Below are 19,037 nucleotides of genomic sequence, written 5' to 3'. Positions count from 1 at the left end.
AGGTGGCCCTGATGAGTCGTCTGCCTTCCGGCTTTGATGCCGCCCTCGAACCGGTGCGTTATGCGCTGCGCCGGCAAGCCGAGGCTGAGGCCGCCCGCCGGGCTGGCGACGCCCGACGGCAGGCCGACGAAATCCTGTCCGCGGCCCGGTCCGAGGCGGAGCAGATCCGCGCCACCGCAGCCCGGCAAGGCAGCGAAGCAGCCCATGCGGAAGCTGTCGGCCGGTCGGCCCGGATCCGCAGGGAGGCCCGCCGCACCGTGCTGGCGCAGCAGGAGGCCCTGCGCTCCGACCTGGTGCAGCAGGTGCAGCACCAGGCCCGGGAACTGCGCAGCGATCCGCGCTATCCCCAGATGCTCCGCCGGCTGACCGAGCGGGCGGATGCACTGCTGGGTCCGATGGCCTCCGTGACCGAAAGCTACAAGGGCGGCGTCACAGGGTCGGCCGGATCCCGGCATCTGGACCTCTCCCTGCCCGCCCTGGCCGAACAGGCCCTGGAACGCCATTCCGGGGAGGTGCACCGGTTATGGGACGCAGAGTAGATCCGGGAGGCCGCCCTGGTGCTGGAAAGCGGTCCGACACAGCCGGGGGAAGCTCCGCTCGGGACAGCGGCACCATTACCCGGGTGAGCGGCCCGCTGGTGGAGGTCACCGGCCTGTCCGGACTCTCCATGCTGGAGGTCGTCGCCGTGGGACCGGAGCGGATCTCCGCGCAGGCCGTCTCCATCAACGGCACCGACGCCACATTGCAGGCCTACGAGTACACCGGCGGGCTGAAGACCGGCGACGCCGTGGAGCGCACCGGGCGCCAGCTCTCCGGACTGCTGGGACCAGGGCTGCTGGGCACGGTGTTCGACGGGCTGCTCCGGCCGCTGTCCTCGGCTTCCCTCTGGCTGACCCAGGACCGGATGTCCTCCGCCGAGGATCCTTCGGTGCTGAGCGCGTCCTGGGGGTTCACGCCCTCGGTGTCGGTCGGTGACACGGTACGTCCGGGACAGGTCCTCGGCACAGTTCCGGAAGCCGGCACGGTGGAATTCCGGGTCCTGGCGCCGCCGCACATCGGCGGTGAGGTCCAGTGGCTGGCGAACGGCCCGGTCCATCCCCTGGATCCGGTGGCGCGGGTGGGCGGCCTCGAGATTCCGCTGGCACAGCAGTGGCCGGTGCACCGGCCACGCCCCTTCGGCGAGCGCCTGACCGACACCGTTCCGCTGCAGACCGGCCAGCGGGTCCTGGATCTGATCTTCCCCCTCCCCCGCGGCTCGGCAGCGGCAGTGCCCGGCGGGTTTGGCACCGGCAAGACCCTGACGCTGCAGCAGATCGCCAAGTGGTCCGACGCCGACGTCATTGTCTATGTGGGCTGCGGCGAGCGCGGCAACGAGATGGCCGATGTCCTGGACGGGCTGTCCGGACTGGATGATCCGCGCACCGGAGGCAAGCTGATTGACCGCACCGTGATCATCGCCAACACCTCCAACATGCCGATGATGGCCCGCGAGGCATCCATTGCCACCGGGGTGACAGTGGCCGAGTTCTTCCGCGACATGGGGTATGACGCCGTCGTCATCGCCGACTCGACCTCCCGGTGGGCCGAAGCCCTGCGTGAATTCGCGAACCGCAACGGCGACCTGCCCGCCGAGGAGGGCTACCCCGCTTCCCTGGCCAGTGAGCTGGCCGCCTTCTACGAACGCGCGGCGCGGGTGCGCACCCTGGGCGGGGCGACGGCGTCGGTCACCGTGATCGGCGCGGTCTCCCCTCCCGGCGGCGACATGAGCGAACCGGTCACCACCGACACCCAGCGCTTTGTGCGCTCGCTCTGGGTGCTGGACCGGGATCTGGCCTATTCCCGGCATTATCCGGCCGTCAGCTGGCGCGGCTCCTTTTCCCGCGATGCAGAATCGCTGGGCCGCTGGTTCTCGGCGCACGGCGATCCGTTGTGGGCGCAGCGCCGGGCGTCGGCGTCCCTGCTGCTGTCCGAGGCGGACCGGCTCACTGCCCTGGCGGAGATCATCGGAGCCGCTTCCCTGCCCGGCCATGAACGGATGGTGCTGCTGGGCGGACGGCTGGTGCGTGACGGCGTCCTGCTGCAGAACGCGCTCAGCCCCAATGACGGCTACAGCTCCGCGGAGAAGGGATCAGCGCTGCTGCAGACCGTCCTGGACGTGGTGGACGTCTGCCAGTCACTGGTGGCGCGCGGAGTGCCGCCGGCCGACGTCGAACGCTTCGATTTCACGCCGGTCCTGCGGCTGCGCGAGGACACCGGTCCCACCGACGCCGACGGCGTCCTGGAGCGGGGACGCGAATTCCTGCGTCAGCTGCAGCAGGTGGCCGGCGGCGGGCTTACGGAAGGCAACGACGGTGACCAGTAGCGACAGCACCCCCGGTACGAACCCCCAGGACTCCCCGCCCGGTGGCGTGCCGGCGGGGCGCGTGCCGGCGGTCGGCGTGCCGAAGGTGGGCCACAGTGCGGTCCGCGAGCTGCGCGGACCCCTGCTCGTCCTCGGCGACGCCGACGGCGTGGGCTGGGACGAGTTCGCCACCGTGGGCGTGGCCGGCCAGCCGGACCGGCACGGACTGGTGCTGGAGGTCGACGGCGATGAAGTCACGCTGCAGGTCCTCGAGGGCACCGACGGAATGTCGCTCGGCGGCATCGAGGTCCGGTTCCAGGGCCGGCCGCTGGCTGTTCCCACCGGCCCGGACTGGCTCGGGCGGGTTTGCAACGGGCGCGGCGAACCGCTTGACGGCGGCCCTCCCATCACCGCCGGAACGACGGCGCCGGTGGGCGGCTGGCCGCTGAACCCCGTCTACCGGGAACCGCCGCAGGATCCGGTCATCACCGGCATCTCGGCCATCGATGCGCTGACCACTCTGGTGCGGGGGCAGAAACTGCCGATCTTCTCGGTTGCCGGCCTGCCGCACCTCACCCTGGCCACGCAGATCGCCGCGCAGGCCACCACGTCCGCGGGCAGGGCGTTCCGGGTGGTGTTTGCGGCGATGGGCATGACCCATGCGGACATCGCCTACATCCGCGACCGGTTGGAGGAACGCTCAGCCGCCGGAGAACTGGTGCTGCTGCTCAACGCCGCCGATGATCCGGTGATCGAACGCATCCTCACCCCGCGCATAGCCCTGACCGTGGCCGAGTCACTGGCCTACGACGAGGGCTCCGATGTTCTGGTGGTGATGTCGGACATGACCAGCTACGCCGAGGCCGTGCGGGACGTTTCTGCGGCCCGCCGGGAGATTCCCGCCCGCCGCGGATACCCCGGCTACCTCTACAGCGACCTCGCCGGCCTCTATGAACGGTGCGGCCGGGTTCGCGATCGGGAGGGATCGGTGACCATCGTGCCGGTGCTGACCATGCCGGCCGGAGACATCACCCATCCGGTTCCTGATCTGACCGGTTACATCACCGAAGGCCAGGTGGTCCTGGATCCGGACGTCGACGCGCGGAACATCTATCCGCCCGTGGACGTGCTCTCCTCACTGTCACGCCTGATGCGCAGCGGCGCCGGCAAGGGACGCACCCGCGAGGACCACCTGGATGTCGCGGCGCAGATCCTCTCGGCGATGGCCCGCGCCCGCACCGCCGCGGAACTGGCCGAACTGGTCGGCGCGGCAGCACTGAGCGAGACCGACAATGCCTACATCGAGTTCCGCAGCGTCGTGGAACGGAACCTGCTCAACCAGGGACGAGATGAGCCGCGGACCTTCGACGACACCATGGATCTGGCCTGGCAAGCCCTGTCGCTCCTGCCCCGCCGGGAACTGACCATGCTCTCCGGCGAGTTCCTGGACAAGTATTTGCCCGGGCCCGTCGGTGGAGCGCGGCTGTGAGCGGGTTCCGGTCATGAGCAGGTTCCCGAGATGAGCAGGTTCCGGGCATGAGCGCGTTCCGGAGCGGCGGAAGCCGTGCGGACAAAGCCGACGTGGAGCGCCGGCTGGCTACTGCCACGCGCGGAGCGGAACTGCTGGACCGCAAGCAGCGCATCCTGCAGCGTGCGATCGAGGGGCTGCGGGAGAAGGCAGACGCCGCCCGGCGGGCCTGGGATGAGCAGGCAGCGGAGGCCGCGCTGTGGCTGCGGCGGTCCGCCGGCCTGGATGGGGAAGACCGGATCGGGCAGGCCGTGCCGGCCGGTCCGGCCACTGTGCGGGTGCGGTGGGGCGGTGCCATGGGCATCTCCTATCCCGAGGCGGCGGAGTGCGTGCTTCCCGATCCGTCGTCGGTGGGCGGAAGCTCCGCGCTGGCCTACACGGCGGTTTCGCACCGTGCCGCGCTGGAGGCGGCTGTCGCTGCGGCGAGCGCTGAACGGGCTCTGCTGCTGGTTTCCGATGAGCTGGCTGCCACCCGTACCCGGCAGCGCGCCGTGGAGAACCGGTGGATTCCCCTGCTGCAGGAACAGCTGGCGGAGATTGAACGCAGGGTCGCCGAACAGGAACTGGAAGAGAGTCTGCGGCTGCGCTGGGCAGCCGGGCTGATCTAGCCCCACCTCGCGGTAAGCCGGACCCGGGATAGCCGAGCCGTCAGAGCTGAAACGCGGCAGCGCGGATCGGGGAACCATCCACGCCGGCCAGGCGCAGCGGCAAGGCCGAGAACAGCGGATCGGACCAGGTCACAGCCGCCAGGTTGGTCAGGTTCTCGATGATCCCGCCGCCGGCGCCCAGAAATACGTCATGGAACGGAAGGCTGGGAACGCCGCCGGACCCGGGTGCCGGCGTCGGATCCGGGTTGAGCGTGTCCACCCCGACCAACCGGACGCCGGCGTCGACCAGGCGTTCGGCGATCTCGGCGTCGAAGGAGGGATGCCGCAGGTAGCGAGGCGTGTTGAAGTGCTCGGACCAGCCGGTGGAAAACAGCACGATGGTCCCGGGCAGCAGCCCTTCGAGTCCGGCCGCCACGTCCTGCCACTGGATCCTGTCCAGATCGGCGGCGCCGGGGACGGAGACAATCCGGGCCGAGCCCAGCAGATTCTCCAGGGGAAGCTCGTCCACGGCTGCTCCGCCCGGAACCGTGTGCAGCGGGGCATCCAGATGGGTTCCGGTGTGGCTGCCCAGGTGCAGTTCAGCTACTTGGAAGCCGTCCGCCTCAACCGATGCCGCGTTCCGGATATGCACGGCAGGATCCCCGGGGAACACCTGCATCCCGGAGACAACCGGATGGCTGAGGTCAACTGCCTGCATGTGCGGCCGTCCCGAAAGCGTCCTCTGCCTCGCTCAGATGCCGGGACACCGGCGAACCGGCAACCACCCGCCCCGCCGCCGCGGACCAGCCCCAGTAGACGGCGAAACTGATCACGAAGGTCGGAATGGTGGCCCCGACCGGACTGGGAACGGCATAGGTCAGCAGCAGCGAGACGGCTGCGCCCAGCAGCCAGGTCGCCAGGGCCGGAAGGTTGAAGCCGCTGCGGAACCAGTAGCGGCCGCCCCGGGCCCGGAGGATATCGGTGCCGTAGGAGCGCTTGTTGACCAGGTAGTAGTCGGCGATCATCACGGCGAAGACGGGGATGAACAGGGAGCCGATCACGGTCAGGAACGAGGTAAAGCTGTCCAGCAGCCCCAGCCAGGTGGATCCGAGGACCGAGACGGCGCCCAGCACCAGGGCCGTGGGCAGGAACCGGATTGTCCGCGACGGAACCATGTTCACCACGGACGAGACCATGCCGTAGACGACCATCGTGTTGGTGGCCATGACGGAGAGGAAAATGACGATGGCCAGCGGAACACCAAAGATGCCGACAATCAGGGTCGGCTCGAAGCCCACGGCCTCCCCGCCGTCGAGCACCACGTAGCCGATGGCGGTGGCACCCAGGACCATTGCCAGGACGGTGGAAAGCACGTACCCGGTCGCCGAGCCCACCACGCCGGCGGTCTGCGTCCTGGCCAGCCGGTTGAATTCGGCCGAGAGCACCGTCCAGGAAATGGCGGTGGAAATGACGACGTCGAGCACCGTGATGGCCGACCAGCCGGCGGCGGAATCCACCGGAATGGCGGCGAAGTCCGCCACCGGGAAGGTCGTGAAGGAAACGGTGAAGATGTACCCCATGATCGCCAGGATCACCAGTGCCAGCCAGGGCTCCACCCGGGCAATGCCCTTGTGGCCGAAGATGGCCAGGGCCACGACCAGCAGCTGGCAGAGAACGGAAAACAGCACGGGGTTGGAGAATCCGGTGGCGCGCTCCACCAGGAAGTTCACGGTGACGCCGGCAAGCATCGCCTGCACCCAGCTCCAGCCCATCAGGATCACAACGTTTGCGGCCACGGCCACAAAGGACCCGCGCAGCCCGAACGCACCCTTGGTCAGGGACATGGTGGGCAGGCCGGTCCGGGTGCCCATGTTGCCGATCAGGACCAGGACGGCACCGCCGATCACGGTTCCCAGCACGATCATGCCCACTGCGGTGGTCCAGGTGACGCCCGGAACGAACAGGGTGCCGGTCAGCAGGGTGGTGACCACCAGGTTGGCGGCCAGCCAGATCATGCCGATCCGGCCCGTGCCCAGGGTTCCGCGGATGGGGCCGTAGCCCTCAGCGTTTCCATCGAGCCGGCGGGACAGCCGGGACCACGCAGATGAGCCCGTACCGGTGGCAGCCGTGGTGGTCCGGCCGGTGCCGGGTGCAGTTGAGGTCATGGTGTTTCCCCGGACTCTAGGCGGTGCCGGCGGCAGCCGGGCTGGACGAAAGGTGCTCATGAACGGCCAAGATCCGGCCGTCAATGCGGGCGAAGACGATGGTCTCCCGCTCGTTGGTGACCTCCTCGACGCCTCCGGTGCTCGTGGTGGTGCGCACGGTGTGGCTGAAGACCGCGCTGCTGCCGAACAGCTGGACGCGCGCGTAGGTGCTTTCGCAGCCGGTCACGGACCAGTCCCCCGCCAGCCAGCTCTTCCAGAGAGCCTCGTACTCGGCCCGGGATTCCAGGCGCCGGTCTTCGGTGTGGAAGACGAAGGACGCCTCCGGCGCGAAGGCTGCGAAGTAGGCGTCGGTGTCCGTGCGGGCGAAGGCGCCGACGAGGTTCTGCACGGCAGCGGTTACCTCGTGCTCGGCCAGCGGGGCGGCCTGGTGCTGGGGGTTCATGGGAGTCTCTCTGTATCTCTGTTCTCAACATCTCTGTTCTCAACGCGCGACAGCCTTTCGGCACACCTCGAAGAAACAAATGATGCTTATTGGAAAACAAGTAACGGCAGACACCAGTGTTGAGTGACTGCCGTCACTTGTCAACCGGGACAGGTCCGCAGGGCGTTGCGGCCGGCCGCGCCGCGTCACGCCGGGCGGCCGCCGCCACACACACGCCGCCACACGCACCGCCAGACGGACTGCGGCCGGACCGCCGGCCGCCAGATCCCCCGACCGCTACAGCCGGAACCCCTCGTCGAGCCGCTCGATGATGGTGACGTTGGCCTGGCCGCCGCCCTCGCACATGGTCTGCAGGCCGTAGCGGCCGCCCGTGCGCTCGAGCTCGTGCAGCAGCGTGGTCATGATCCTGGCGCCGGTGGCGCCAATGGGATGCCCGAGCGAAATGCCGCCGCCGTTGACGTTCACCTTGTCCATGTCGACGTCGAGCTCCCGCTGCCAGGCCAGCACCACGGAGGCGAAGGCTTCGTTGATTTCCAGCAGGTCGATCTGGTCCAGGCTCATGCCGGTGCGGCCCAGGGCGTGCCGTGTCGCTTCGATGGGAGCGCTGAGCATCATGATCGGATCGTCGCCGCGGGCGGAGATGGAATGGATCCGCGCCCGGGGCTTGAGCCCGTAGCGGCGCACAGCGCCCTCGGAGGCGAGCAGCAGCACGGCGGCAGCGTCCGAAATCTGCGAGGACGTGGCAGCAGTGAGCCGTCCGCCTTCGGAGAGCGGCGCCAGGGACTCGATCTTGGCGCGGTTCGGTTCCCGGGGGCCTTCGTCGGCGCTAATGCCGTTCAGCGGAAGAATTTCGCGGTCAAAGCGGCCCTCGGCCTGGGCGGCGAGCGCCCGGACGTGGGATTCGACGGCGAAGTCCTCCATTTCGCTGCGGGTCAGCCCCCACTTGTCCACCATCATTTCGGCGCCGATGAACTGGGAGACTTTCTGGTCTCCGTAGCGTTCCGCCCACCCTGTGGATCCGGTGAAGGGATCGGGAAAGCCCAGTTCCCGGGCAGCGGAGTTCGCAAAACTGATCGGAATGGAGGACATGCTCTGCACCCCGCCGGCCAAGACCAGGTCGCTGGTGCCGCTCATGACAGCCTGCGCCGCATAGGACACGGCCTGCTGGCCGGATCCGCACTGGCGTTCCACGGTGGTTCCGGGCACGCGCTCGGAGAGTCCGGCGGCCAGCCAGGCGGTGCGGGCAATGTCCATGGCCTGCGGTCCCACCTGGTCGATGGCACCGAGAATGACCTCGTCGAATTCCGCGGAATCGATCCCGGTGCGCCGGACCGTCTCCGCAATCACGTGCGCGGCCATGTCGGCCGGGTGGATCTTGCTCAGTCCGCCGTTGCGCCGCCCGACGGGCGTGCGCACTGCGTCAATGATGAATGCTTCAGCCATGGGAACAGGCCTTTCGTCGATGGAAGGCGTAGCAGGGCGCCCGGGGCCACCGTGCCGCTGGGCACACCTGCTCTGATTGTGTCGAAAACCACACTAAACGATGACGACGACGCCGGCACCAGACCGCCGGTATGCGTCGCTGGACGCCTGGAGTCGGCGTCAGGGATCCGGTTTCCGGGCCGCGGGTCTGCCGTGGTGGATCCTTCCGTCCTAGGCTGTGCTCATGACAACGAACTTCGGTGATTCCTTGCCCATGAAGCCGGGAGATTTGTGGGCCGCTACGGGGAAGCCCGTGACAGGCTTTGGTGGGGGCCGATATCGGCTGACGGAGGATTACTTGCACTGCGAGTCTGGTGGCTTGAAAACCGAAGCCCAGCAGGTTTCTACGCGAGAAATTGTCGATGTTGATTTGCGTCAGTCGCTGACTCAGAAGGCACGTGGCGTGGGGTCGCTGCTAGTACATGTGGTGCGTCAGGATGGGACGCGGGAGACAGTCCAAATCGTTGATATTCCGAACTTTCGGGACGGTGTGGAAACCATCAACCGTGTTGCCGAGCAGGCGCGGCTGCGGTTCTCTCAAGAGCAGCGGACTCAGCACGTAAATTATGCGGGACAGATGCCGCTGACATCTGTCCCTGCCGCGACGGCCGGAGGCCCTTTAGCGGAGTTGCGCCAGGTAGCAGGGCTTCATGATCGCGGAGTGCTGGATGATGTGACCTTCATCGCCGAGGTAAAGCGCCTGTTGAGCTAATCGCACACAGGAGCGCTAATAACTCAACGCATTTCGCCTTCGCGGGTCACCCTCATGCAGGACAAATGGCGGGGCAGGCCTTCCCTGACTGAAAGCCGCAGAGGTGCCGGTGCAGCCGCTGGTCTGCGAGGCCCGGGAACATGATTGCACCGTCCGAAGAGCATGCGTCGACCGGCTAGAATGGAAAGGCTGTCATTGCTGGCAGCACAGCCGCGAGTGCCCAGCCCGGCGGCCGCATCCCACCACATGTGAAAGCAGCGGAGTGTCCTTACAGGTTTCCCCCACCGTCAGCGCCACCAACAGTCCGGCCGGCAAGGCGACTGCGGCAATTGCCCGCGAGTCCTCGCGCCGCCGCACCTTTGCGGTGATTTCACACCCCGACGCCGGTAAGTCCACGCTCACCGAAGCCCTGGCCCTGCATGCCCGCGTCATCGGCACGGCCGGTGCCACGAACGGCAAGGAAAACCGCCGCGAGACGGTCTCCGACTGGATGCAGATGGAAAAGGACCGCGGCATCTCGATCAGCTCCACGGCCCTGCAGTTCGCCTACCGGGACACTGTCATCAACCTGCTGGACACTCCGGGCCACGCCGACTTCTCCGAGGACACCTACCGGGTTCTCGCCGCCGTCGACTGCGCCGTGATGCTCGTGGACGCCGCCAAGGGCCTGGAAACCCAGACCATGAAGCTCTTCGAGGTCTGCCGCGCCCGGAACCTGCCCATCATCACCGTGATCAACAAGTGGGACCGCCCGGGCCTGGACCCGCTGGCCCTGATGGATGAGATCACCGAACGCACCGGCCTGACCCCCATGCCGCTGACCTGGGCCGTGGGCATCGCCGGAGACTTCCGCGGCGTCTGGGACCTGAAGAAGGACGAGTACGTCCGCTTCGAACGCCAGAACTCCGGCGCCTCGCTGGCCAAGGAAGACCACTTCACGCCCGAGGAGGCCCTCGCCGCCGAAGGTGAAGTCTGGGAAGACTCCCTCGGCGAGGCCGAGCTGGTCATCGACGGCCGCGAGTTTGACCGCGACGCCTTCCTGAACGCCAAGGCCACCCCGATCCTGTTCTCCTCCGCGGCCCTGAACTTCGGCGTGAAGCAGATCCTGGACGCCCTGGTGGATCTGGCCCCGGCGGCCGGTCCGCGCGAAGACAAGGACGGCGAGCTGCGTCCCGTGGACGCACCTTTCTCCGGATTCGTGTTCAAGGTCCAGGCCGGCATGAACAAGGCGCACCGCGACCACGTGGCCTTCATCCGCGTCTGCTCCGGCATCTTCGAGCGCGGCATGGTCGTTACCCACTCGAACACCGGCAAGACCTTTGCCACCAAATACGCCCAGCACCTGTTTGGCCGCGAACGCGAGGTCATCGACCAGGCCTGGCCCGGCGACGTCGTCGGGCTGGTGAACGCCTCAGCCCTGCGCGTGGGCGACAGCCTCTTTGTGGAGCAGCCGGTGGAGTTTCCGCCGATTCCGTTCTTCAGCCCGGAGCACTTCCGCGTCGCCCGGTCCAAGGATCCGAGCCGTTACAAGCAGTTCCGCCGCGGCATCGACCAGCTCGAGCACGAGGGCATCATCCAGGTGCTGCGCTCGGACCGGCGCGGAGACCAGGCACCGGTGCTCGCCGCCGTCGGCCCCATGCAGTTCGAGGTGGTTGAGGACCGCATGACACAGGACTTCAACGCCCCCATGCGCTACGAGCAGCTCTCCTACTCCCTGGCCCGGCTGACGACGCCGGACGCGGCTGAGATCCTGGCCAACGTGCACGGCGCCGAGGTTCTGCAGCGAACCGACGGCGCGTATCTGGCACTGTTCAACGACGTCTGGGCGCTCAAGCGGGTGCAGAAAAACCACCCCGAGGTGTCGCTGACCGTGATTGGCACCGAGTCCCCCAACAGCCGCGGGTACTAGGCTCCCTGTCCACCCCGCAGCCAGGGAAATTCCAGTACGGCTGTAGATTTGGCACCATGACTAAGCCCGTTGGACAACTCGCGTCCATTTCCCTCGATTGCCCGGACACCGACCTCCTGGCGGTTTTCTACTCCGGCCTTCTGGGACTCAAAGAGGCCTTCGCAACCCCGGACCGCGGCGTCGTCGCCCTGGCCGGAGCCGGTCCGATGCTCACTCTGATGCGCGTCAATCAGTACGTTGCACCAGCGTGGCCGGAGGGCCCTCAGCAGCAGCAGCTTCACCTGGATATTGCTGTGGAGGAACTGGACTTAGCAGCTGATGCCGCAATCGCCCTCGGCGCGAAACCTGCCGGACACCAGCCGGCGCCCGAACGATGGCGCGTCATGCTCGACCCCGCGGGGCACCCGTTCTGCCTAACCGCCGTCCGTCCGGACTGACCCGGACCCAAGGTCCATCGAGTGTCGAGTCCACTGGCAACGGCGGCCGAGTCTATTCTCAGCATCAAAGCCGAACTCGACTTTCGCACCGCCGCACGGGAGTTTCCGGATGCCGCGTTCCGCCGGTTCGGGCAGGTGTCCGCCACTCGGCTTCCGGTCCTGCCGGACGCCGCGCCGTACAACAAAGCACGCGGCCTGAGCCTTGATGATCGGTGCCGGCTTGATGACATCACCGCCTTCTACGCGGAGACCGGCCAGCGCCCCCGCCTGGAAGTGTGGGCCGGGGATGATTGTGCTGAGCTGCAGGCCTGCCTCAGCGGAAACGGGCTGGCACCCGCCGCCGTCGCCGTCACCCTGCATGCCCGCCCGTGCAGGACGGCGCCCGGCCTGCCGCCAGGAGTACGGGTCGCCGAGGTCGACCGGGACGACCAAAATTACCTCGACGTCCTCAGCCGTGGATATTCGATGGAATCGGCCAGCGCCGAGGCCCGCCGGGTCTTCGGAATCGAGCACAGCACCCCGGGGCTGCGGCGCTACCTTGCCACCGTCGACGGCGAACCCGCAGCTGCCGCCGCATTGTTCAGTCACGGCAACCTCAGCCTGTTCGTCGGCGCCGCCACGCTGCCGGCCTTTCGACGCCGCGGCTGCCAGTCCGCGCTCATCCACCGCCGTTTGGCCGATGCGTCGGAGACCAGCGACCTCACCGTCGCCACTGCCACTGTGGGATCAGCCAGCAGCGGCAATCTTGAGCGTCATGGCTTCGCCGTGACACATCTGCGCACCCTCTGGTTCTAAGCCGCGGCCACGGGCACCGCTACGCTGAGACGCATGGGAATTATGGGTGTCTTACTAATAGCGTCGGGGATGGCAGTTTCGTGGGCGGCCGAAGCGACAGCCCGGGGCAAGCTCGGCATGAACTCCTTTGTGGGAATCCGGGTGGGGTACGTGACGCATTCACCCGAAGCTTGGCTTGCCGGGCACCGGGCCGCCAGGTGGCCCACTCATACGGCGGCGGGAATCTTCGCCGCATGCGGCATCCTGCTTCTGGTCATGGATGTCTCCGACGCAATGGGTGCGTGGATCACCATCGGCGCATCGCTGGGCGTTCTGGGCACGGTGATCGCGGCCGCGGTCCGCGCGAGCCGTGCCGCTGAACTGGTTGTCGTTCAAAACGCAGACCGTCAGGGGTAGTCGCCCAGAATCCAGGCGACGATCCGTTTGTGCAGGTCAGCGATCTGCTGATCGGACCTAGCAGGCGTTACGGTCGGCACCGCGACCGGTTCATTGAGCATAAGACTTGCTAATGACTTGTGTGATTCACAGTAAGCGTTAGTTTTTCGTTAGTAGGCTCGATCGCATCACAACACAGCCGCTCCCTGACCTTCGCGGAGCGGCCTCCCTGGAAGGTCGCAGTCATGTCTCCCCACACGCTCCCCTCGATGTCCCGCACCGGCTTTGCGCCGGTTGCCGCGGGCACCAACCCTGTGGATTCTGAAGCCTGGCAGGCACTGAAACAGGCCGCCACCGACCTGCAGGCGCTGCAGAACCAGAACGGTTCAGTCGACGCTGAAAACCGCAGCGCCGCTGAGGAGCTGATCGGCACCGTGACCGCCGCCGTCGATGCCCTGGCCCCCTCCTTCGAGCACGACGCCGAATACCTCCGCCTCGTGGTCCGGGACTTTGACCGCTGGGCAGCCGACGGCCTGGGCGAACCCGATTTCCTGGACTCCCTGCTGGCGTTTTCCCCGCAGCTGGACCGCACAGACGGGCTGCGGCATCTGGTGCTCTTCCCCATGTACACGCAGAACGGCTCCACGAACCGCTATGTGGAAGCCGTGCTGATCGAAGTTGTCTGGCCGGAATTCATCGGCGAGCTGGAAGCCGGCGAGTACTCCAACAAGCTCTTCGTGCCGATCCGGTTCCTGGACTTCACCCCCGGCTATGACACCAACTCGGCGGTGCTCTTCCCCGAATCGGTTGCCGTCCGCGAAACGCCCACCTTCACCTGGGGCGCCATCTTCGCCGACCGCGAGGCCGCCCGTTTCCGCCGGGTCCTGCGCGCCGCCGCCGAGATCACCTCGCTGCAGCTGCCCGACGACGCCGCGGCACTGCTTGACGACCAGAAGCTGACCCAGGACACCTTTGTCATGTGGGACCTGATCCACGACCGCACCCACATGCGCGGAGACCTTCCCTTCGATCCGTTCATGATCAAGCAGCGCATGCCGTACTTCCTCTACTCCCTGGAGGAACTGCGCTGCGACCTCACCGCCTTCCGGGAAGCCGTGAAGATCGAAAAAGACGAGGATGCTTCCCCCGAAGCCCGCAAACATGCCACGCTGGTGCAGTACGCGGTGATCTTTGACCGGATCTTCCGGTTCGCCATTACCGGCAGCCGGGTGCGCAACTACGACGGCCTCGGCGGACAGCTCCTGTTCGCCTGGATGCACCAGAACCACGTCCTGCACTGGACTGACGGCAAGCTGAGCATCGACTGGGAAGACGCGGCCGACGTCGTCGTTCGCCTGGGCGCCAACATCGAGGACCTGTACTGGCGTTCCATTGACCGGCCGAAGACTGCCCACTGGTTTGCCGCCTATGAGCTGGTGGCCGCCACGCTGACCCCGAACCCGGCGTCCGTCTGGGCCAAGGGGCCGGAGGCGCTGCCGCTGGACGGACCGCCGCGCGGGCTGACGGACCAGGTGCTGGACGACGAATTTCCGCTGTCCATGTTCTATGAGGCACTGTCCAAGAAGATGGGCCCGGTCATCGAGTCCACGTCGGGAATCACAGGGAGTTCGAAGTAAATGAGCACTGAGCCGGCCGCGCGGTCCTCGGAAGCACCCCTGTCCGTCCGCGGACGCACCGTCCTGGTGGCCGGGGCCGGCTCCGCGTCCGGCGTCGCCGTCTGCAGGGCGCTGGAGGCGGCCGGGGCGAAGGTCGTGGCGGTGGGACGCGACGCGGCCCGGCTGGAAACCACTCTCGCGAACCTGCTCGACGCCGATCTGCGCACCTGCGACCTCTCAAACCCCGGCGACGTCGATGCGCTCTCGCAGGACATGCGGGAGACCTACGGCGGAATCGACGGGCTGATCCATCTGGTGGGGGGCTGGCGCGGCGGCGGCGGCATCACCGGGCAGAATGACGACGACTGGGATTTCCTGGAAACCAACATTCTGCGCACCCTGCGCAACGCCAGCCGCAGCTTTTATGACCAGCTGGCAGCGTCCGACGACGGCCGGCTGGCCATCGTCTCCTCCACCTCAGTGGACTCCCCCACCGCCGGCGGTGCAGGCTATGCCGCGGCCAAGGCCGGGGCGGAGGCCTGGGTGCAGGCCATCGCGCAGGGCTTCCGCCGCGCGCAGTCCGGCGCCAAGGCGGACCCGCAGCCCCAGCGCTCGGCCGCCGTCGTCCTCGTGGTCAAGGCGCTGGTGGACGATTCCATGCGCGCCGCCGAACCGGACCGGAATTTCAGCACCTACACCGACGTGCAGGTGCTGGCGGACGCCGTCGTCGGGCTGTTCAGCCAGGACGCCGCGCAGCTGAACGGACAGCGCATTTCCTTGGTGCCCAACGCCTGAGCCGCGCGCCCTGCGCGTGCCGTTGGGCGCCCCCGCCCGCCGCCTGCGCCCCCTCCGGCCGGGCCGGTGAAAACCGATCGAACCGTAAGAGATACTGGACACTGTGACCAACATTTCCCCCCTGCATGACATATCCATCCGCGCGTTTGCCTCGGACAACTATTCCGGCGTGCATCCCGAAATCCTGGACGCCCTGACCGCCGCCAACCAGGGCCACCAGGTGGCCTACGGCGAGGACGTGTACACCGCCAAGCTGCGCGAGGTCCTGACCGCGCACTTCGGGTCGCAGATGCGCGCCTTCCCGGTGTTCAACGGCACCGGCGCCAATGTGACCGCGCTGCAGTCGCTGCTGCCGCGCTGGGGTGCGGTCATCTGCGCCTCCACCGCGCACATCAATGTGGACGAAAACGGTGCACCGGAGCGGATCGGCGGCATGAAGCTGCTGCAGATCCCCACCCCGGACGGCAAACTGACGCCCAAGCTGATCGACCAGGAGGCATGGGGCTGGGGCGACGAGCACCGTGCGCAGCCGCTGGCCGTGTCCATCACGCAGTCCACCGAGCTGGGCACCCTCTACACGGTGGAGGAAATCACCGCCATTGCCGAGCACTGCCACAAGCACGGGATGACGCTGCACATGGACGGCGCCCGGCTGGGCAATGCCGCCGCGGCGCTGGGCGTGACCCTGGGCGCGATGACGTCCGAGGCCGGCGTCGACATCCTCTCCCTGGGCGGCACCAAGAACGGCATGATGTACGGCGAATGCATCGTCTCGCTGAACCCGGCGGCCTCCCCCGGCCTGGACTTCCTGCGCAAGATGAACATGCAGCTGGCCTCGAAGATGCGGTTTATTTCCGCCCAGTTCATCACCCTGTACGAGGGCGACCTGTGGCTGCGCTCGGCCTCGCACGCCAACGCCATGGCGCAGCGGCTGCGTGCCGCGGTGGAGAAGATCGACGGCGTCGAGCTGACCCAGGCGACCGAGTCCAATGCCGTGTTCGCCAAGCTGCCCGCCGGTGTGGCCGACCGGCTGCGGTCCGCGTTCCGGTTCTACGACTGGGACCAGGCCACCGGCGAGGTGCGCTGGATGTGCACGTTCGACACGTCTGAGGCCGATGTCGATGCGTTTGCCGAGGCCATTGCGCGTGAGGTGGCCGCGGGCCCTCAGGCGCCACAGGGTCCCCCGGACCCGGAAGCCCTACCGATCAGCTAGGCGTTAGCGCCGGGTAGGAAACGTGCCCCAGGCAGCAACTGCCACCATCAGTCCCGCCCACACACCGGCAACCACCAGCATGCCGGTGAAATGCGGTTCGAAGGACAAGGCAAGGGCACCGTTTTCCTTCCCGGCTGTGGCCGTGAAAGTTCCCGGCAGGACGGCAGTGGACCCGGCAACAACGGCTGCTGCACCGGTCACCAGACACAGAATGACCGCAAGTGCGAGACCGCTGAGCAGCCCACTCACGGCAGCTCCGAGAATTGTGGCGGCGGTTCGCACCAGACTGCTCCTCTGCTCAGGTGTTGCACGACCACTTCGGACCGGCGCATTCTTCCGGCCGGTGAAAGCCGAGCCTACGCTGGACAGGTAACGAATGGGACACGTCGGCGAGCCTCAACGTCCGCCCGGAGCCGGCCCCGTAGTCTGCGAAGGTGAGTGCAATTGGTGACTTATCACAAGTACCCCCGGATTTCCTGAATGCCCTTGGTTCGCTGCGCAGGGCACGGTGCCGACCTGAGCTGCACCTGAACGAAATTCCGGCCCCCACCCGGCTGGCACCCTTCGCCGTGTCACTGGGCGCAGAAGTCCTGGCCTCCGGACCGCTGGCCCGCGACGAGGGGCTCGGCCACGGACCGTCCGGACTCGTCATCCCGGAACAAACCGAACTGGCCACCGGCCGCTTCATCCTTCTGCACGACCCCGAGGGTTCAGCCGTGTGGAACGGAACCTTCCGGATCGTCACCTATATCCGCGCCGAACTGGAACCGGACATGGGCAATGACGAACTGGTGGGTTCCGTGGCCTGGACCTGGCTGGTGGAAGCCCTGCAGGAACACAACGCCGGATACACCTCGGCCGGCGGCACGGCCACCCGGATCCTCTCCGAAAGCTACGGCACCCTCGCCGACCGCGGCGGCGCCATTGACATTGAACTGCGCGCCTCCTGGACTCCGGACTCCGCAGACGTCCAGGCCCATCTGGAAGCCTGGTCGGACATGGTCTGCACCTTCGCCGGGCTGCCGCCCCTGCCCGACGGCGTCACTCCCCTGCCGCGGGTGCGCCGCAGCTGACAGCTCCGCAGCGGCATCCGGACGCTTCCGCCGCGGGGACGCCCGCCGTGTCACTGCAGCACCGGCAGACTCGATAGACTGAAGTTCTTATGACCGCGCAAATACCCGGCACCGCCACGCAGACCACATCCGCTGACCCGAACGCCGAGCCCCCGCAGCTCCCGTTGCTGGAGGCACCGAAAGACGGGGTGCCGCTGATCATCGACACCCAACGGGGCCTGGAACGCGCGGCAAAGGCTCTAGCTGCCGGCACGGGTCCGGCCGGCGTCGACGCCGAACGCGCCTCCGGCTTCCGCTACGGACAGCGGGCCTTCCTGGTCCAGATCCGCCGTGAGGGTTCCGGAACCTGGCTGATCGACCCGGAACCGTTCGACAATCTGGACATCATCAACGACGCGCTGCAGGGCGTGGAATGGATCCTGCACGCGGCCAGCCAGGACCTCCCCTGCCTGTCCGAACTGGGCATGTGGCCGGACAAACTCTTTGACACGGAACTGGCCGCCCGGTTGGCCGGACTCCCCCGCGTCGGCCTGGCCGCCGTCATCGAGAACCTCCTCGGTTTCACGCTGGCCAAGGAACACTCGGCGGCCGACTGGTCCACCCGCCCCCTGCCCGAACCCTGGCTGCGCTACGCAGCACTGGACGTTGAGGTTCTGGCCGAACTGCGGATCGAACTGATCAAGGTGCTCGACGACGCCGGCAAGCTCGCCTTCGCCGAGCAGGAGTTCGAAGCCATCCGCACGGCACCGCCGTCGCCCCCTCGGGTTGACCCCTGGCGCCGCACCAACGGCATGCACCAGCTGCGCGACCGGCGCCAGCTCGCCGTCGTCCGTGAGCTGTGGACCGAACGCGAACACCTGGCGGAAAACCGCGACACGGCACCGGGGCGGCTGATTCCGGACTCGGCCATCGTGGCTGCCGCCCGCGCCATGCCCACCACCGTGCCCCAACTGCTCTCCACCCCGGGCTTCCACGGCCGTGCCGCCCAGAAGGAAGCTCCGCGCTGGATGCGCTGTGTCTCCGCGGCACGCTCGCTGTCCAACAGTGAGCTGCCGCCGCTGCACATCCCCACGCATGCACCGCCGGCCCCGCGCGTGTGGGCCAAGAATGACCCGGCAGCCGCCGCCCGGCTGCAGACGGCAAAACCGCGGGTGGCCGCCGTCGCCGAGAAGCTGAACCTGCCGATCGAGAACCTGCTGACGCCGGATCACCTGCGCCGGGTTGCCTGGCGGCCGCCGGCCGACATCAACCTGGACAGCATCAGTGCCGCACTGCGGGACCTCGGCGCGCGGGAATGGCAGATCGAGCAGACCGCCGCCGTGCTCACCGTGGCGTTCCTGGATCCGGACCCGCTGGTGGAGAAGGAAAAGGACAAGGACGCCGCAGCCACCCGCTAGCCGACTTGGCGGGCAGCCTTGGCTGAGTGTGCAGCTCCGGTGACTTGGCATGCGGTTACTGCATCGAAGTCGCAGATATGGTGCTTTCCCCGTCTCAAACCCGCCGCATATGCGCTCTCAGCGGGCGTAATCGCCGCGGAGTCACCATATGTGCTCCCTCGGCGGGGTCG

Annotated in this window: 19 protein-coding genes; 14 read left to right on the top strand and 5 right to left on the bottom strand. The window is 67.5% G+C overall.

Annotation, left to right across the window (positions count from 1 at the left end):
- The first annotated feature begins 11 nt into the window (after positions 1-11).
- From QNO00_RS12290 to QNO00_RS12275, 4 genes are read left to right on the top strand one after another with little or no spacing between them, the layout of a single operon-like run.
- Entirely contained in the window at positions 12-539 is a 528-nt protein-coding gene (locus QNO00_RS12290; protein ID WP_284024690.1) for a hypothetical protein, read from the top strand.
- Complete coding sequence (locus tag QNO00_RS12285; protein ID WP_284024689.1) at positions 524-2,362, top strand: V-type ATP synthase subunit A; 1,839 nt, start codon at positions 524-526, stop codon at positions 2,360-2,362. The genes QNO00_RS12290 and QNO00_RS12285 overlap by 16 nt, the downstream gene beginning before the upstream one ends.
- Positions 2,352-3,830, top strand: a complete 1,479-nt coding sequence (locus QNO00_RS12280) for a V-type ATP synthase subunit B (RefSeq protein ID WP_284024688.1) — start codon at positions 2,352-2,354, stop codon at positions 3,828-3,830. The genes QNO00_RS12285 and QNO00_RS12280 overlap by 11 nt, the downstream gene beginning before the upstream one ends.
- 47 nt (positions 3,831-3,877) lie before the next feature.
- Positions 3,878-4,477 (top strand): V-type ATP synthase subunit D, encoded by a 600-nt coding sequence (locus QNO00_RS12275; protein ID WP_229966870.1) that lies wholly within the window; start codon positions 3,878-3,880, stop codon positions 4,475-4,477.
- A 40-nt stretch (positions 4,478-4,517) separates the two neighbouring features.
- Here the strand turns inward: QNO00_RS12275 and QNO00_RS12270 are convergent, their stop codons facing one another.
- From QNO00_RS12270 to QNO00_RS12255, 4 genes are all read right to left on the bottom strand, one after another.
- Complete coding sequence (locus tag QNO00_RS12270; protein WP_284024687.1) at positions 4,518-5,174, bottom strand: cyclase family protein; 657 nt, start codon at positions 5,172-5,174, stop codon at positions 4,518-4,520.
- The gene (locus QNO00_RS12265; RefSeq protein WP_284024686.1) at positions 5,161-6,621 is read right to left on the bottom strand and encodes a purine-cytosine permease family protein; all 1,461 of its coding nucleotides are present in this window, start codon (positions 6,619-6,621) and stop codon (positions 5,161-5,163) included. Before QNO00_RS12265 ends, QNO00_RS12270 begins: the two co-directional genes overlap by 14 nt.
- 16 nt (positions 6,622-6,637) lie before the next feature.
- Positions 6,638-7,063: a YybH family protein gene (locus tag QNO00_RS12260; RefSeq protein ID WP_284024685.1), complete on the bottom strand. Its 426-nt coding sequence runs from the start codon at positions 7,061-7,063 to the stop codon at positions 6,638-6,640.
- Positions 7,064-7,339: 276 nt separating this feature from the next.
- The gene (locus tag QNO00_RS12255; RefSeq protein WP_284024684.1) at positions 7,340-8,506 is read right to left on the bottom strand and encodes an acetyl-CoA C-acetyltransferase; all 1,167 of its coding nucleotides are present in this window, start codon (positions 8,504-8,506) and stop codon (positions 7,340-7,342) included.
- A 223-nt stretch (positions 8,507-8,729) separates the two neighbouring features.
- Between QNO00_RS12255 and QNO00_RS12250 the strand changes: the two genes are divergently transcribed.
- The 8 genes from QNO00_RS12250 to QNO00_RS12215 all read left to right on the top strand — a co-directional run bounded on the left by QNO00_RS12250 (position 8,730) and on the right by QNO00_RS12215 (position 16,397).
- The gene (locus tag QNO00_RS12250) at positions 8,730-9,257 is read left to right on the top strand and encodes a PH domain-containing protein (protein WP_284024683.1); all 528 of its coding nucleotides are present in this window, start codon (positions 8,730-8,732) and stop codon (positions 9,255-9,257) included.
- A gap of 328 nt (positions 9,258-9,585) precedes the next feature.
- Positions 9,586-11,166 (top strand): peptide chain release factor 3, encoded by a 1,581-nt coding sequence (locus QNO00_RS12245; protein ID WP_284024779.1) that lies wholly within the window; start codon positions 9,586-9,588, stop codon positions 11,164-11,166.
- Between the two features lie 56 nt (positions 11,167-11,222).
- The gene (locus QNO00_RS12240) at positions 11,223-11,603 is read left to right on the top strand and encodes a VOC family protein (protein ID WP_229966876.1); all 381 of its coding nucleotides are present in this window, start codon (positions 11,223-11,225) and stop codon (positions 11,601-11,603) included.
- A 21-nt stretch (positions 11,604-11,624) separates the two neighbouring features.
- Positions 11,625-12,398, top strand: a complete 774-nt coding sequence (locus tag QNO00_RS12235; RefSeq protein ID WP_284024682.1) for a GNAT family N-acetyltransferase — start codon at positions 11,625-11,627, stop codon at positions 12,396-12,398.
- A 69-nt stretch (positions 12,399-12,467) separates the two neighbouring features.
- Positions 12,468-12,794 (top strand): SdpI family protein, encoded by a 327-nt coding sequence (locus QNO00_RS12230; protein ID WP_284024681.1) that lies wholly within the window; start codon positions 12,468-12,470, stop codon positions 12,792-12,794.
- 248 nt (positions 12,795-13,042) lie between these two features.
- Positions 13,043-14,410, top strand: coding sequence for a DUF6421 family protein (locus QNO00_RS12225; RefSeq protein ID WP_284024778.1), 1,368 nt, complete (start codon positions 13,043-13,045; stop codon positions 14,408-14,410).
- Positions 14,411-15,184 carry an SDR family oxidoreductase gene (locus tag QNO00_RS12220; RefSeq protein ID WP_284024680.1) on the top strand — a complete coding sequence of 258 codons (774 nt, stop codon included), beginning with the start codon at positions 14,411-14,413 and terminating at the stop codon, positions 15,182-15,184.
- Positions 15,185-15,287: 103 nt separating this feature from the next.
- Positions 15,288-16,397, top strand: coding sequence for a threonine aldolase family protein (locus tag QNO00_RS12215; RefSeq protein ID WP_284024679.1), 1,110 nt, complete (start codon positions 15,288-15,290; stop codon positions 16,395-16,397).
- 3 nt (positions 16,398-16,400) lie between these two features.
- Here the strand turns inward: QNO00_RS12215 and QNO00_RS12210 are convergent, their stop codons facing one another.
- Positions 16,401-16,598 (bottom strand): hypothetical protein, encoded by a 198-nt coding sequence (locus QNO00_RS12210; RefSeq protein WP_284024678.1) that lies wholly within the window; start codon positions 16,596-16,598, stop codon positions 16,401-16,403.
- A gap of 242 nt (positions 16,599-16,840) precedes the next feature.
- On the opposite strand from QNO00_RS12210, the gene QNO00_RS12205 reads away from it, so the two are divergent.
- Both QNO00_RS12205 and QNO00_RS12200 read left to right on the top strand, forming a co-directional pair.
- The gene (locus QNO00_RS12205) at positions 16,841-17,470 is read left to right on the top strand and encodes a DUF3000 domain-containing protein (protein WP_229967000.1); all 630 of its coding nucleotides are present in this window, start codon (positions 16,841-16,843) and stop codon (positions 17,468-17,470) included.
- An 89-nt stretch (positions 17,471-17,559) separates the two neighbouring features.
- On the top strand, positions 17,560-18,867 hold the full coding sequence (locus QNO00_RS12200) for an HRDC domain-containing protein (RefSeq protein WP_284024677.1): 1,308 nt from the start codon (positions 17,560-17,562) through the stop codon (positions 18,865-18,867).
- Positions 18,868-19,037: the final 170 nt, after the last annotated feature.

Origin of the sequence: Arthrobacter sp. zg-Y1219, assembly GCF_030125545.1 — a bacterium.
Lineage (GTDB): Bacteria > Actinomycetota > Actinomycetes > Actinomycetales > Micrococcaceae > Arthrobacter_B.
The sequence above is the reverse complement of the archived record's forward strand: the minus strand, read 5'-3'. Positions and strand labels throughout refer to the sequence as shown.